The organism is Micromonospora parathelypteridis, assembly GCF_014201145.1.
Classification (GTDB): Bacteria; Actinomycetota; Actinomycetes; order Mycobacteriales; family Micromonosporaceae; genus Micromonospora; species Micromonospora parathelypteridis.
Genome location: NZ_JACHDP010000001.1, coordinates 4,227,512 through 4,241,617, shown reverse-complemented (window position 1 = coordinate 4,241,617; position 14,106 = coordinate 4,227,512). Strand labels below are relative to the sequence as shown.

Annotated in this window: 13 protein-coding genes; 3 read left to right on the top strand and 10 right to left on the bottom strand. The window is 72.6% G+C overall.

Going from position 1 to position 14,106, the window contains the following annotated elements; all coding sequences use genetic code 11:
* Nucleotides 1–9: 9 nt before the first annotated feature.
* Nucleotides 10–1,353 carry a class I SAM-dependent methyltransferase gene (locus tag HNR20_RS19195; protein ID WP_184181757.1) on the bottom strand — a complete coding sequence of 448 codons (1,344 nt, stop codon included), beginning with the start codon at nt 1,351–1,353 and terminating at the stop codon, nt 10–12.
* A complete protein-coding gene (locus HNR20_RS19190; RefSeq protein ID WP_184181755.1) occupies nt 1,350–2,747 on the bottom strand; it encodes an FAD-binding oxidoreductase in 1,398 nt (465 codons plus the stop codon). Before HNR20_RS19190 ends, HNR20_RS19195 begins: the two co-directional genes overlap by 4 nt.
* Before the next feature lie 93 nt (nt 2,748–2,840).
* On the opposite strand from HNR20_RS19190, the gene HNR20_RS19185 reads away from it, so the two are divergent.
* On the top strand, nt 2,841–3,311 hold the full coding sequence (locus HNR20_RS19185) for an aminoacyl-tRNA deacylase (protein ID WP_184181753.1): 471 nt from the start codon (nt 2,841–2,843) through the stop codon (nt 3,309–3,311).
* 67 nt (nt 3,312–3,378) lie between these two features.
* Complete coding sequence (locus HNR20_RS19180; RefSeq protein ID WP_184181751.1) at nt 3,379–4,086, top strand: RICIN domain-containing protein; 708 nt, start codon at nt 3,379–3,381, stop codon at nt 4,084–4,086.
* A gap of 52 nt (nt 4,087–4,138) precedes the next feature.
* On the opposite strand, the gene HNR20_RS19175 is transcribed toward HNR20_RS19180, so the two are convergent.
* On the bottom strand, nt 4,139–5,494 hold the full coding sequence (locus HNR20_RS19175) for an MFS transporter (RefSeq protein ID WP_221309852.1): 1,356 nt from the start codon (nt 5,492–5,494) through the stop codon (nt 4,139–4,141).
* Between the two features lies 1 nt (nt 5,495).
* On the opposite strand from HNR20_RS19175, the gene HNR20_RS19170 reads away from it, so the two are divergent.
* Nucleotides 5,496–6,503 (top strand): GlxA family transcriptional regulator, encoded by a 1,008-nt coding sequence (locus HNR20_RS19170; protein WP_184181747.1) that lies wholly within the window; start codon nt 5,496–5,498, stop codon nt 6,501–6,503.
* A gap of 154 nt (nt 6,504–6,657) precedes the next feature.
* On the opposite strand, the gene HNR20_RS19165 is transcribed toward HNR20_RS19170, so the two are convergent.
* The 7 genes from HNR20_RS19165 to HNR20_RS19135 all read right to left on the bottom strand — a co-directional run bounded on the left by HNR20_RS19165 (nt 6,658) and on the right by HNR20_RS19135 (nt 14,059).
* Nucleotides 6,658–7,122, bottom strand: coding sequence for a hypothetical protein (locus HNR20_RS19165; RefSeq protein WP_184181745.1), 465 nt, complete (start codon nt 7,120–7,122; stop codon nt 6,658–6,660).
* 29 nt (nt 7,123–7,151) lie between these two features.
* On the bottom strand, nt 7,152–9,104 hold the full coding sequence (locus HNR20_RS19160; RefSeq protein ID WP_184181743.1) for a vWA domain-containing protein: 1,953 nt from the start codon (nt 9,102–9,104) through the stop codon (nt 7,152–7,154).
* Between the two features lie 2 nt (nt 9,105–9,106).
* Nucleotides 9,107–10,567 carry a magnesium chelatase ATPase subunit I gene (locus HNR20_RS19155; RefSeq protein WP_184181741.1) on the bottom strand — a complete coding sequence of 487 codons (1,461 nt, stop codon included), beginning with the start codon at nt 10,565–10,567 and terminating at the stop codon, nt 9,107–9,109.
* Between the two features lie 61 nt (nt 10,568–10,628).
* Nucleotides 10,629–11,279, bottom strand: coding sequence for a response regulator transcription factor (locus HNR20_RS19150; RefSeq protein ID WP_184181739.1), 651 nt, complete (start codon nt 11,277–11,279; stop codon nt 10,629–10,631).
* Nucleotides 11,276–12,520, bottom strand: a complete 1,245-nt coding sequence (locus tag HNR20_RS19145) for a sensor histidine kinase (protein WP_184181737.1) — start codon at nt 12,518–12,520, stop codon at nt 11,276–11,278. Before HNR20_RS19145 ends, HNR20_RS19150 begins: the two co-directional genes overlap by 4 nt.
* Before the next feature lie 55 nt (nt 12,521–12,575).
* Nucleotides 12,576–13,073, bottom strand: coding sequence for a hemerythrin domain-containing protein (locus HNR20_RS19140; RefSeq protein ID WP_229686977.1), 498 nt, complete (start codon nt 13,071–13,073; stop codon nt 12,576–12,578).
* 5 nt (nt 13,074–13,078) lie between these two features.
* On the bottom strand, nt 13,079–14,059 hold the full coding sequence (locus HNR20_RS19135; RefSeq protein WP_184181732.1) for an aldo/keto reductase: 981 nt from the start codon (nt 14,057–14,059) through the stop codon (nt 13,079–13,081).
* Between the last annotated feature and the right edge of the window lie 47 nt (nt 14,060–14,106).

Sequence of the window (14,106 nt, the reverse complement as noted above, 5' to 3'; positions counted from 1 at the left end):
ACCAGACGGTCAGGGCAGCCAGTCGGGCCGCAGCGGGTAGCCGTTCACGCCGTCCGGGCCGTTGTGGGTGGCCAACACCTGGTGCAGCTGGATGCCGTTGCGCTCGAACGCCATCCGCGACCCGGCCATGTACAGCCCCCACACCCGGGCGGTGCCCGCGCCCACCTCCGACACGCAGTAGTCCCAGTGCTCCACGAGGTTGCGACCCCAGGCGGCCAGCGTCAGCGCGTAGTGCTGGCGCAGGTTCTCCTCGTGGTGCACCTCCAGCCCGGCGTCGTGGATCTCGCTGATCAGCCGACCCGGGCCGGCCAACTCCCCGTCCGGGAAGACGTACCGGTCGATGAACGCGCCGGAGCGGTGCGGCGCCCGATTGTCGGCGCGGGTGATGCAGTGGTTGAGCAGCCGACCACCGGCGCGCAGCCGGTGCCGCAGCGCCCCGAAGTAGGTCGGGTAGTTGCGCACCCCGATGTGCTCGGTCAGGCCGATCGAGGAGATGGCGTCGAACTGCTCCACCGGGGCGTCCCGGTAGTCCATGTGCCGCACCTCGGCCAGCCCGGTCAGCCCCTCCCGCTCGATCGCCGCCTGCGCCCACTCGGCCTGCGCCTTCGACAGGGTCACCCCGAGCGCCTTCACGCCGTACTCGCGGGCCGCGTGCCGGACCATGCCACCCCAGCCGCAGCCCACATCCAGCAGCCGCATCCCCTTCTTGAGCGCCAGCTTGCCGGCGACCAGGTCGTACTTCGCGGCCTGGGCCTGCTCCAACGTGTCGTCCGGAGACCGGAAGACCGCGCAGGTGTACGTCATCGAGGGGCCGAGCACCTTCTCGTAGAAGGCGTTCGAGACGTCGTAGTGGTGCGAGATCGCCGTGCTGTCGCGGACCCGTGAGTGCCGCAGCCCGTTCATCACCCGCTTCCACCGCGGCTGCGCCTCCTGCGGAGGTGCCGGCGGCGGCATCAGCCTCTCCCAGCCCAGCCCCCGGACCAGCGCCAGCCCTTCGGCCAACGACGGTGGGCGCAACCGAAGCTCGTCCTTGAGCACCCGCAACGCCTCGTACGGGTCGCCCGGATGCACCCCCTGCAACGCCAGGTCGCCACTGACGTAGGCCCGGGCCATGCCCAGGTCGCCAGGGGCGGTGAGCAGGTACGACAGCCCCCGCTCGGAACGGATCGCGAGGGTGATGCCGGCGTCGGACGGGCCAACGGCACTGCCGTCGTACCCGGTGATCCGCACCGGCAACGGCCCCGTGGTGACCGCGCGGACGACATCCGCCACGGTCGGACCCGTGTGCCGGCCCCCCGCCGGAGGGGTGGCGGGGACGCTCGCCGCCCCCTGATCTCTGTCGGTCAGGCTCATGCTCGTGCTACCGCCTTTTCGTACAGTCCCGTCAGCCGGTGGTCCGGGTCGTAGCGGTCTTTCACCGCGCGCCACGTGTCGCCGCCATACAGGCGATCGAAGGCGTCCCGGTCGTAGTACGCGTCGGAGTAGAGCGACTTGTGCCCGCCCGACTCCGACACCCTGCGTTCGATCGTGCGGTTGACGTCGCCGTCGGCGGCGCCCGGCGCGATCGGCACGCTCCCCCAGAACCCAATGTTGACGTAGTCCTGCCCCGGCCGGAGGGGATACAGCGGCCAAGACCGCGCCGAACCGGCACCCGCCGGCTCACGCAGGCGCAACGGACACAACCACACCGGGTTCATCCCCACCTCGCTGGCGAACCAGCGCAGGAAGTCGGCCGTCTGGTCCAGCGGGATCTCCACGTCCTGCACGACCCGCTCCCGGGCCGGCTGCCCCCGCAGCCGGTCGATCCGGGCCGCCACCTGGTGGCGGTGCTCAAGGCGGACCAGCCGGTGGTAGAAGTCGCTGCGCCGGTAACGCGCCGGCCAGAGCCTGCGCACGACCGGGTGCTGCGCGCCGAACGCCGCCGAGCACCAGAACCAGTCGGTGTCCCAGCGCCAGAGATAGTCGTACGCGGTGAGCACGTCCCGGGTGCGCTCGCGCAGCGACCGGTAGTAGATCCCCTGACCGGTGTAGTCGCTGGGCGGGTCGGCCGCGTCGGTGAACGTGGCGAACACCAGGTACGCCTCGCCGGGGCTGAACATCACCCCGTCCATCGCGTCGACCGGCTCGCCGGCCCAGGACCGGGTGGCGCTGACCTCGGCGATCGCGTCGGTGAGCGCCTCCAGTCGGGTGAACCGGACGTTGCGCAGTGCCACGTACCGGCCGACCGGTTGCAGCTCGATGCGTAGCCGGGTGGCGTAACCGAGGCTGCCCAGCGAGTTGGGGAACGCGGTGAACAGGTCGGCGTGGTCGCCCTCGGGGCGGGCGGTGACGATCTCGCCCGAGCCGGTGAGGATGTCCATCTCCCGCACCGACTCGTGCGGCAGGCCGTTGCGGAACGAGGTCGACTCGATCCCGAGGCCGGTGACCGCACCGCCCAGGGTGATGGTGCGCAACTGCGGCACCACCAGCGGCATCAGCCCGTGCGGCAACGTCGCGTCGACCAGGTCCTCGTAGGTGCACATGCCCTGCACGTCGGCGGTGCGCCCGGCCGGGTCGACCGAGAGCACGCCGTTCAGGGCACTCACGTCGAGCCCCGGAGTCCGGGGAGCGGACCGGGGGCGGAACAGGTTGGAGGTTCGTTTGGCCAGCCGGACAGGCTCGCCCGTGGGCACCGCGGCGTACGACCGTCGCAGCGTGTCCACCGCTTGATCATGGCTAATCGGGTGATCCACACGCTCAGCGCGCATGTGATCACCTTACGCTCGCCCTCAGGAAACCGTGGGATGTCGGCGGTGGCAGTTTCCCGTCCGGTGGCAGGCCTGGCGGTTACCGTGACGGGCATGCCATCGCCCGCGATCACCGCCCTGGACGCCGCCCAGTTGCCATATCGGCTGGTCAGCCATGGTGCGGCCGGCAGCCTCGCGGAGGCCGCCGCAGCCCGGGGCGTGGCCATCCCCGACGTGGTCAAGACGATCGTGGTCCGCCGGGGTGCGGAAGATCACCTGTTCGTGCTCACCCCCGGGGACCGGGTGGTCTCCTGGCCCAAGCTGCGCGCCCTGCTCGGGGTGCACCGACTCTCCATGCCGGACGCGGCGGGCGCCCTGGCCGCCACCGGCTACGAACGCGGCACCATCACCCCGTTCGGCGCGAGCACGGCGTGGCCGGTGATCGCCGACGAGCGACTGCGCGGCCGGGAGATCACCCTGGGTGCCGGTGAACGCGGCCTCGCCATCGCGGTCGACGCCGACGCCGCGATCGCCGCCCTCGGCGCCACCGTGGCCGACGTCACCGACCCGCAGCCCACCCGCTGAGCCTCGGCACCAGCCACTGCGCGGACTGACTGGCTCCGGCGCGCCGTCGTGGGTGAGGATGGCGCGTATGTCCACGCCCGAGGAACGCCCCGACCCCGCCGGCACCATCTACGGCGGGCGACAGGCACCCCGCCCTGGCCCGCTGGCCGACCCGTTGCTGCGGGTGGCGCTGGCGGTGGGGGTCGTCGGCGCGCTCCTCGGGGTGGTCTTCGCCACCGGGCTGCTCGGCGGGCACGACGAGCAGCCCGTCCCGGCCACGGTCGGCGCGTCCTCCAGCAGCGTGCAGCCGACCGCCCCGGCGGCCGAGCCGAGCGCACCGGCCGAGCCGTCACCCAGCCCGTCCGCGACCACCCCGGCCGGGCCGCCCACCGGGCCTCGGGTGCTCCGGCTTGCCTCCGGGCTCTGCCTCGGGCTCGACGGTGACGGCGAAGAGGCCGAGGCCCAGTTGGCCGCGTGCAATGGCGGCCCGGAGCAGCAGTGGGTGGTCAACCCGACCGCCGCGGACGCGGTGACGTTGACCAACGCCGCACACGGGCAGTGCCTCGACGTCGAGGGTGGCAGCGGCGACGACGGCGCACAGGTCATGCAGTTCCCCTGTCACGGTGAGGCCAACCAGCAGTGGCGGCTCGCCGCGACCGGCACCGGCCCGGTGCTGCTGGTGGCGGTGCACAGCGGCAAGTGCGCGCAGGCCGACGACGACGGCGCAGAGGCCGGCGACGACATCCGGCAGCGGCCCTGCGACGGACGGCCGGCCCAGCAGTGGACCGTTGGCTGACCGCCTGGTCCACGTCACTGCCGCTGGTCCGGCCGGGGCGTGCGGCGCCGTCTCAGCCCTGGAACCTCCAGGCCTTCGGCGCGGTCGCGGCGGCCAGCACGGCCTCCGGCACCGGCCGGCCCGGTCGGCGGCGCAGCAGCAACGACAGCCCGGCGGCACCGATCGACAGCGCGCCGGCCACGTACCAGGCCATCGCGTAGTCGCCGAGCCGGTCCCGGACCAGCCCCGCACCGGTCGCGGCGACCGCCGCGCCGAGCTGGTGGGCGGCGAACACCCAGCCGAACACCACCGCGCCGGCACCGCCGAAGTACTCCCGGCACAGCGCCACCGTCGGCGGCACGGTGGCCACCCAGTCCAGGCCGTAGAAGATGATGAACACCAGCATGCTCGGCTCGGCGGTGCCGGAGAACAGGCTCGGCAGCACCAGCAGGGACGCCCCGCGCAGCGCGTAGTACATGCCGAGCAGCAACCGGCTGTCCACCCGGTCGGTGAGCCAGCCGGAGGCGATGGTCCCGACGATGTCGAAGAGCCCCACCAGGGCGAGCAGCCCGGCCGCGGTGGTCTCGGCCATGCCGTGGTCGTGCGCGGCCGGCACGAAGTGCGTACCGACAAGGCCGTTGGTGGTCGCTCCGCAGATCGCGAACCCGCCGGCCAGCAGCCAGAAGGGCCGGGTCCGCGCCGCGGCCGCCAGTGCGCCCAGCGCCCGGGTCGCCGCGCCGCCGGTCGCCGGTGGTGCCGCGACGACCTCGGTCGCGCCGTAGGCGGGCAGGCCGAGATCCGCCGGGTGCTCGCGCAGCAACCACACCACCAGGGGTACGACCGCAAGCGCCGCTCCGGCCACGACGAGTGCCGCGGTACGCCAACCGTGGTCACGTACCAGGATGGCGATCAGGGGTAGGAACACCAGTTGTCCGGCCGCCCCGCCGGCGGTCAGCACTCCGGTGACCAGGCCCCGCCGGCGCACGAACCAGCGCCCGGTGATGGTGGCCACGAACGCCAACGCCATCGAGCCGGTGCCCAGCCCGACCAGCACACCCCAGCAGAGCAGTAGCTGCCAGCTCGCGCTCATGAAGACCGTCAGCCCGCTGCCCGCGGCGACCAGCAACAGCGCCACCGAGACCACCCGGCGGATGCCGAACCGGTCCATCAGGGCAGCCGCGAACGGCGCGGTGAGCCCGTAGAGCAGCAGGTTGACCGACACGGCCGCGGAGATGGTGGCCAGGGGCCAGCCGAACTCCTCGTGCAAGGGGTGCAGCAGCACCGACGGTGTGGCGCGGAAGCCGGCCGCGCCGACCAGCGCCACGAAGGCGACGGCGGCCACCAGCCAGGCGGGATGAAGACGGCGGTTCTTGGTCACCGGACCAGTCTGGGCGGGGTCGTTCACCGCGACGAGTGGCCGGAAAGCCATCATGCGCAATAATCGGGCCATGACCGTTCGCCCGCACCGGATCGCCGTACTCGCCCTGGACCAGGTGGTTGGCCTGGACCTCGGCACCCCGTCTCAGGTCTTCACCACCGCCCGGGCCACCGACGGAACGCCGTTCTACGACGTACGGGTGTGCACCCCGGGTGGACGGCCGGTCCGCAGCACCGCCGGTTTCCAGGTGCTCCCCGACCATGGTCTGGAACTGCTCGACACCGCCGACACGGTGATCGTCCCCGGCATCCACGACGGCGGTGCGTTGACCTTGGGCACCGTGGCGCCGGAGGTGGCCGAGGCGCTACGGGCGGCGTACGAGCGGGGCGCCCGGATCATGTCGATCTGCACCGGGGCGTTCGTGCTGGCCGCCGCCGGACTGCTCGACGGACGTCGGGCGACCACCCACTGGGCGTACGCGGAGCAGTTCCGTCGCCTGTACGGCCGGGTGGACCTCGACCCGGGCGTGCTCTTCATCGCCGACGACCGGGTGCTCACCTCGGCCGGGGTCGCCGCCGGCATCGACCTCTGCCTGCACGTCATCCGCCTCGACCACGGCAGTGAGGTGGCCAACCGGGCGGCCCGCCGCTGCGTGATGCCACCGTGGCGGGACGGCGGCCAGGCGCAGTACATCGAGCGCCCGGTGCCGAAGGCCACCGACACCAGCACCGCGGGTGCCCGGGAGTGGGCGCGGCAGCGGCTGCACGAGCCGATCGCCCTGCGCGACCTCGCCGCGCAGGCGCGGATGAGCGTGCGCACCTTCACCCGGCGCTTCCGGTCGGAGACCGGCCTGAGCCCGGCGCAGTGGCTGCTGCAACAGCGCACCGACCACGCACGACTGCTGCTGGAGACGACCGACCTCACCGTCGACCAGATCGCCCACCGCACCGGCTTCGGCACCACCGCCGCCCTGCGCCAGCAACTCCACCAGCGCATCGGCGTCGCCCCGTCGGCCTACCGCCGCACCTTCCACCCCCGCCCGGAACTGATCGACACCTGATCCATGATCGACTCCAGATCGCCGATGTGGCGGTAACCGGCGAGCGGGATACCGCCAGGTCGGCGATCTGGAGTTGATCAAGGTCGCCGGGCGAGCGCGGTGGGGCGGAGGCGCGTCCCGGGGGCACCCGGGGGCGGCGCCTGATCCGCTTGGCTCAGGAGCGGAGGAGGCGGAGCTGCGCCTGGTGCTTGGGTAGGTGGACCCGGGTGTGCAGGTCGAGCGTGCGTGACCAGGGCAGCGGCTCGTCGACGATCAGGTCGAAGCCCTCCCGCAGGTGGGTTTCGACCGGAGTCTCGGCAGCCAGGCCGAGCTGGTCGACCAGCCCGCACAGACGGTCGCTGGTCCCGTGCAGCAGAGCGGTCAGGCCACGCAGACCGCCCTGCTCGGCGGCGAGCGCGTCGAGCTGCGGGCGGTGCATGTCCTCCTCCAACTCGTAGTAGGCGAACGGCGCACCGGCCAGCAGCGCCTCGGTGGCCTGGATCATCAGCTCGTCGTTGGCGACCAGATGCGCGACGACCTGCTCGGCACTGAGCTGCCCCTCCGGAGCCGGACCGAACCCGCCCGCGTCGACCTCCGCGAGCAACACGCCGTACGCCCGCCGCAATCCCCCGCTCTCCACGCCTCCCAGTCAACCCCGCTCGCGCAGGATTAGCGGCGGGATTGGCGGGAGCGGAGGTAGTCGCTGACCACGTACTCGCCGAGGTCGTCGGTGTCGGGCGTGAACATGCGGCCTCGGCTGCGGCGCGCCACCGCGTCCACGAAGCGCCGTAGACCCGGGTCGTCGCCGAGCATGAACAGGTTGATCGTGGCGCCGTATCGGCTCAGCCGGTCCACCTCACGAACCGTCGCCTCGATCGTCTCCGGCAGCGGCGGCCAGTGGAACAGCGCCTCCCCGTCGTCCGGGTCGAGGTGGGCGGTCGGCTCCCCGTCGGTGACCACCAACACCACCGGCTCGGCGTCCGGGTGCCGGCGCAGGTGCCGACCCGCCAACCGCAGCGCGTGCTGGAGGTTGGTGCCCTGTTCCATGTCCGGCTCCGTGGAGGCCAGCTCATGCTGAGTGAGCGTCATCGCCTCCCGGCCGAAGCCCACGATCTGCAGGGCGTCCTGCGGGAAGCGCGTCTCCATCAGGTGCGCCAGCGCCAGGGCGGTCTGCTTCATCGGCCCCCAACGGCCCTGGGAGATCATCGAGTACGACAGGTCGACGCAGAGCGCCACCGCAGCCGAGGCCCGCTTCTCGGTCTCCACCACCTCGAAGTCGTCCACCGCGAGCTGCACCGGAACCGTCGGCCCGGCCCGGCTGACCGCTCGGGTCAGCGTTCGGACCACGTCCAACGGCTGCTCATCGCCGTACTCCCAGGGTCTGGACGCGCCGCTGACCTCGCCGGCGGCCCCCGCCGAGCGCAGGTCGTGCTGGCCGCGCGGCCCGGCGGTCAGCTCCGCGAAGACCCGGCGCAGCGCGGTCCCGCCGAGGCGGCGCAGCGCCTTCGGGCTCAGCGTGAGCCCGTCCGCGTCCCGACTGACCCAACCCTGCCGGCGTAGCTCCCGCTCCAGGTCGCGCAGCCGACGAACGTCATCGGCCGCGTCCCGGCCCAGCGTGCGGGCCACCGCGTCGACGTCCACGTCGTCCAGCGTGGCACCCGGGTGTTCCTGGTCGAGCTGGTCCAACAGGTCGTCCAGCTCGCCGATCTCACCCAGGGCACCGGCGGCGTCGGCGTAGTCCAGCGGCTGTTCGCCCCGGACCCGCTCGCCGCGTCCCCAGCGCAGATCCGGGCGAAGGGCCCGCAGGTTCGCATCGAGGGCGGACAACTCCCCCGCGAGGCGGTCGCCGAGCGACTGCTGCATCAGACCGGCCAGCTCGGCGCGCTGCCGGTCGGAGAGCGAGTTCATCAGCCGCTCACCGGCCGCCGACCGGCGGGCCAGTACGTCGATCAGTTCGTCGACGGTCTCCGGCCGCTCCGGGAAGAAATCGCCGTGCCGGCGCATGAACTCGGCGAACGCGTCGGTGGTGTCCTCGGCGCGGCCGTGCCGGGCCAACAGCTCGTTCAGGTCGCTCATCATCTCGGCCAGCCGCTGCTGAGCGGCCGGGTCGGCGGACGCACGCACCGCGTCGCGCAGCCCGGCGAACCGCTGACCGAGCACGTCGTCGCGGAGCTGGTCGAGGATCTGCTGGTACGACCGGCGGGCGTCCTCGCTGGCCCACTGGTAGCCGGACAGCTCCTCCACCGCCCGCGCGGTCGAGCGGGGCAGGCTGTCCAGCACCGACTCGGCGAACCGCGCGTCGTCGCCATCGCGGCCCCGCAGCTCGTCCCGCTCGGCGGCGAGAGCCTGGTCGAGCAGGGCCTGGGCCCTGGTCACCGCGCCGTCCAGGTCACCGCGCCGAAGCGCCTCCCGGCGCAGCCGCCGAGCCCGGGCGGCCAGGTCGTCCAGCCCACCCCGCCCCTGCGGGCCACGACGCAGCAGGTCGCGCAGCGCCTCCCGCAGGCTGCCGCCGGCCAGCACCTCGGCGCCGACCGCGTCCACCGCCTCGCGCACGTCGTACGGGGGCGCCAGCGGGTCGGGCCCGCCACGCCACTGCCCGTACCGGAACCGGTTGCCGGCCACCGTCAGCCCCGGCCGCCGTAGACGGTGCGCCCCGAGTCGGTGACGTCCTTGCCGAGCCTCCGGGTCAGGTGCAACCCCTCCAGCACGAACTCGACGGCGGCCGCCGCCTCCTCCGGGGTGGGCGCGTCACCCAGGCCGAGCCGATCGAGGACCTTCGCCAACCCGGGCACGGTGCCCACCTGGCGCAGCAGCTCGGCGGCGCCGACCAGCTCGCCGGTCTCGATCGCCGTGCCCTCCTCGACGAGGGCGGTGAACCCGGACAGGTCCAGCCCGGCCAGGTGTGCCCGGAACGTCTCGGCGGTCGCGGTGCGCAGCAGGTGGGCGAGGACCTCGATCTCCCGTCCCTCCTCGCCGCTCTCGAACTCCACCTTGCCGCGCAAGGTGCTGGTCACCGACACCGCGTCCCCGACCCGCGCCACCGCAGCCTCGGGGCGTCCCTCCGGGGTCGGAGAAGCGGCGAGCAGACCGGCGCGGCGCAGCGCGGCGCCGGCGACCGTCTCCGCCGCGGCGATGGCGAACCGGGCGGAGACACCGGAGCGCGGGTCCACCGACGGCGACTCCCGCACGGCGCGGGCGAACCGGGCCAGAACCTCCAGCACGTGCTCCGGCACCTCGGCGACCAGATCGGCCTCCTGCCGGATCAGCGCCAGCTCCAACTCCAGGTCGACGGGGTAGTGGGTACGGATCTCCGCGCCGAACCGGTCCTTGAGCGGGGTGATGATCCGACCCCGGTTGGTGTAGTCCTCCGGGTTGGCGCTGGCCACCAGGAGCAGGTCCAGTGGAAGCCGCAGCTGGTAGCCGCGGACCTGGATGTCCCGCTCCTCCAGCACGTTGAGCAGGGCCACCTGGATCCGCTCGGCCAGGTCGGGCAGCTCGTTGACGGCGAAGATGCCCCGGTTGGTCCGAGGTACCAACCCGAAGTGGATGGTTTCCGGGTCGCCGAGGGTGCGGCCCTGGGCGATCCGGATCGGGTCGACGTCACCGATCAGGTCGCCGACGCTGGTGTCCGGGGTCGCCAGCTTCTCGCCGTAGCGCATCGAGCGGTGCAGCCAGCCGACCGGCTGGTCGTCGCCGGCCTCGGCGACCTGGGCGCGGGACGCGGGCGTAAGCGGGTGCAGGGGGTGCTCGTTGAGCACCGAACCGGGGATGACCGGGGTCCACTCGTCGAGCAACGCACCGAGCGAGCGGATGAGTCGGGTCTTGCCCTGGCCGCGCTCACCGAGCAGCACCATGTCGTGCCCGGCGAGCAGTGCCCGCTCGACCTCGGGCAACACGCTGTCGTCGTAGCCGACGATGCCGGGGAAACGGGCCTCACCGGAGCGCATCCGGGCCAGAAGGTTGTCGCGGAGTTCCTGCTTGACGGTGCGGTATTGGTGACCGGCCGCCCGAAGCGCGCCGAGCGTGCCGGGCAGGTCGGCCGGTGGAACCGGGATTACCGGGGTAGGCGCAGTCACCCGCCCCACGCTAGCTCACGTTTGAAAGAGGCCCCCAAGCAACCGAAAACGACAAGAGGGTAGGGACCGCTCAGCCGGACGGGGTGACGAACCCGGACTCGTAGGCGGCGATGACCGCCTGGGTACGGTCGCGGACGCCCAGCTTGGCCAGCACGTTGCCGACGTGCGTCTTGACGGTCTCCACTCCGACGACCAGGTGGGCGGCGATCTCCGGGTTGGACCGCCCGGTGGTCATCAACCGCAGCACCTCGGCCTCCCGTTCGGTGAGCCGGGCGGCACACAACCGGTCGCCGCCGGCCGGCCCGTACGCCCCGACGAGCTGGCGGATCGCCGCCGGGAAAAGCAGCGACTCCCCCGCCGCCACCACCCGGACGGCCTCCACCACCTCGGCGGGCCGGGCCCGTTTGAGCAGGAAACCGGAGGCTCCGGCGCGGAGCGCCTCGTAGACGTACTCGTCGTTGGCGAACGTGGTGACCACCAGCACCCGGGGTGGGGTGGCCGAGGTGGCCAACAGATGCCGGGTCGCCTGGATGCCGTCGATGCCGGGCATTCGCACGTCCATCAGCACCACGTCCGGCCGATGCCGGGCGACCAGCGGCGGCACCTCGGCACCGTCGGCGGCCTCGGCGAGCACCCGCAGGTCGGGTTGGGCGTCGATGATTGCCCGCAGCCCGACCCGGATCAGCTCGTCGTCGTCGACGATCAGCACGCCCGTGGTCATGTCGTCTCCTCGTACGGCAGGCGGGCCCGGATCAGCCAACGGTCACCGTCCGGTCCCACGGTGAGCCGGCCACCGAGCAGCAGGACCCGCTCGCGCATACCGTCCAGGCCCCGGCCGCCCCGGCCCAGCTCCGCGCGTTCCGAACGCCCCACCGCGTTGACCAGCTCCAACTCCATTGCGTCGGGATGCAGTTCCAGCCGCAGCGTGACCGGCCCGTGGCCGTACCGGGCGGCGTTGGTCAGGCCTTCCTGGACGATCCGGTAGCCCTCCCGGGAGACCACGGCGGGCACCCGCGCCGGGTCGCCGGCGCGCTGTGCGTGCACCGTCAGCCCGGCCGCGTGGGCGTCGCGGACGAGCCGGTCCAGGTCGGCGAGCGTACGCTGCGGCGCCACGGCTGGCCGGGAGCTGCCGGTGTCCCGGAGCAGCCCGAGCACGTGATCCAGCTCGTCCATCGCGGTCCGTCCGGTCTCCTCGATGGCGGTGAGCGCCCGTCGGACGAACTCCGGGTCTGTGTCGAGGACCTCGCGGGCGGCCCCGGCCTGAAGGGTGGCCACGGTCAGCGCGTGGCCGATCGAGTCGTGCAGCTCCCGGGCCAGTCGGTTGCGTTCGGCGAGTCGGGTGGCCCGCGCCTCCAGCGCGGCGATCCGTTCCGCCTGAGCGGGACCGAGCAGCACCGGCGCCATGGATCCGGCGAGCGCGCCGAGCCCCGCGACGGCGTAGCCGAGGCCGACCAGCAGAGCCACCCCGGTCAGGGTCAGCAAGCCGCTGTCCCGCCCGTCGAGCGGCCCGAACCGTTCCCGGCTGGTCAGCTCGACACCGATGCCGAACTGCTGACCGATGAAGGCCAGCGCCATCGGCAAGGCGCTGAACAGCGCGACCATCACCAGAGCGCCGACGATGAGGTGCGTGGCGATCCAGAGTGCGCTGCGCAGCCGGGTTTCCCGGTCGCCGCGGTGCCCGAGTGCCGGCTCGGGCAGGTCGACCCCGAGCAACGCCCGTACGGCGGCGATCTCCAACGCCCGGCTGCCGTCCAGCAGCAGCGGCACCCCGGCGATCAGCGCCGCGATCACGAGCAGGGCGTACACCAGTGCGCGGGGGATCGCCGAGTCGGCGAACAGTTGGGCGAAGGTCACCACGAGCAGCCCGTACGGCAGCGCCAGCACTCCGCCCAGCAGTAGGAACACGCCGCGCCGCCAGGTGGTGCCGGCGACGAGCGGGGCCAGCGCCGCTCGGAAGGTCACTTCGCCATTCTGCTGCCGAGACGGGCCTGGGCGACTCCCCCGTGCCGGGGAGATCTCAGCGGTGGTCGGCGACGTACTGCTGTGGGTCCTTGTCGCGGAACGGAAGGTTGCGGCCGTTCTTGTGCTCGCCGTAGAACGTCAGCCAGCGTTGGCCGAGCTCGGCGCGGAGTTCGGTGCTGGCGTGCCGGCGGAAGTCCGGCAGCGCCTCGTCCTCCTCCTCGGCCAGGTGTTCGCTGTTCTCCCGACGGGCCGTGCCGACCGCCGCCCACCACTCGTCCGAACCGACCGGGTGCAACTTCGCCTCGGCGATGGCGTCCCGGATCTTGTTGTGGTCACCGATCGCGTCGGCGGTCTCGTCCTCACCGTCGTCGCCGTGCTTGACCAGGTGCGGATAGAGGATCGCCTCCTCCGCCTCGGCGTGGATGTCCAGGTGCAGGGCGAGCGCGTCCCAGATGGCGAGCATCTCCTGCTCGTCGCGGGCGTCGTCGAGGCGGGCGAAGCCGCGCCGGAAGGCGGCGTGGTCGTCCAGGATCAGTGCGGTGATGTCGTCCACTGTGCTCACTTTCCCGTCGGGCCGGCGAACCGGGCACGCAGCATTTGGGGCATCGCGGCGAGTCCGGTGACCGGGCGGAAGCGTCTGGCGGCCTCGGCCAGCGCCGCGTACTCGTCGTCGGCGAGGTCGATGTCCGCGGCGGCCGCGTTGCGTTCCATCTGCTCCACTCCGGACGCGCCGGGGATGGCCAGCACGTTCGGGTGGCGCAGCAGGTGGGCGAGCGCGATCTGGCTGGGGGTCGCGTCGTGCGCGTCGGCGACCTGGCGCAGCGTCTCGATCAGGTTCGCGCCGCGTTCCAGGTTCTCCGGCAGGAAGTACGGGTTGGCTCGCCGGACCGCGCCGGTCGGCGGGTTCTTCGCGTCGTAGCGGCCGGAGAGGAAGCCCTGCGCCAACGGGCTGTACGCGATGACGACGCGCCCGGCCTGCCGGGCGTACGGCAGCAGGTCCTGTTCGGGACCGCGGTCCACCATGCTGTAGCGGACCTGGTTGCTGAGCACCCGGCGGCCGAGCGCCGCCTCGGCGACCTGCCAACGGCGCAGCCCGTAGTTGCTCACCCCGACCTCGCCGACCAGCCCCACGTCCTGCAGCGCCCGCATGCCGCGCATGGTGGTGTGGTCGGCGACGAGCGGGTTGGGCTGGTGCACCTGGTACAGGTCGATGCTGGTGACGCCGAGCCGGGCCGCCGAGGCGACCGCCCGCTGCTGCACCACCGCGGCCACCGGCAGGATCGGCAGGATCTTGGTGGCGACGACCACCTTGGGCCGGTCGTCGCCGAGCGCCGCTCCGAGGATCCGTTCGCTGCGCCCGAAGGCGTAGATCTCCGCGGTGTCGAAGACGGTCACGCCCAACTCGACGGCCCGCCGGACGATCTGCGCCGCCCGCTGCTCGAAGTCCGGGCCGTAACCCCACTCGCGGGAGCCGAACTGCCAGGTGCCCAACCCGATCTTGGATAACGGTTTGGGCGTGTCGAGCGCGATGAACCGCATGGCGTCGAAACTACCCCGCTGTCCGGGTTCACACGCCTGATCCGCAG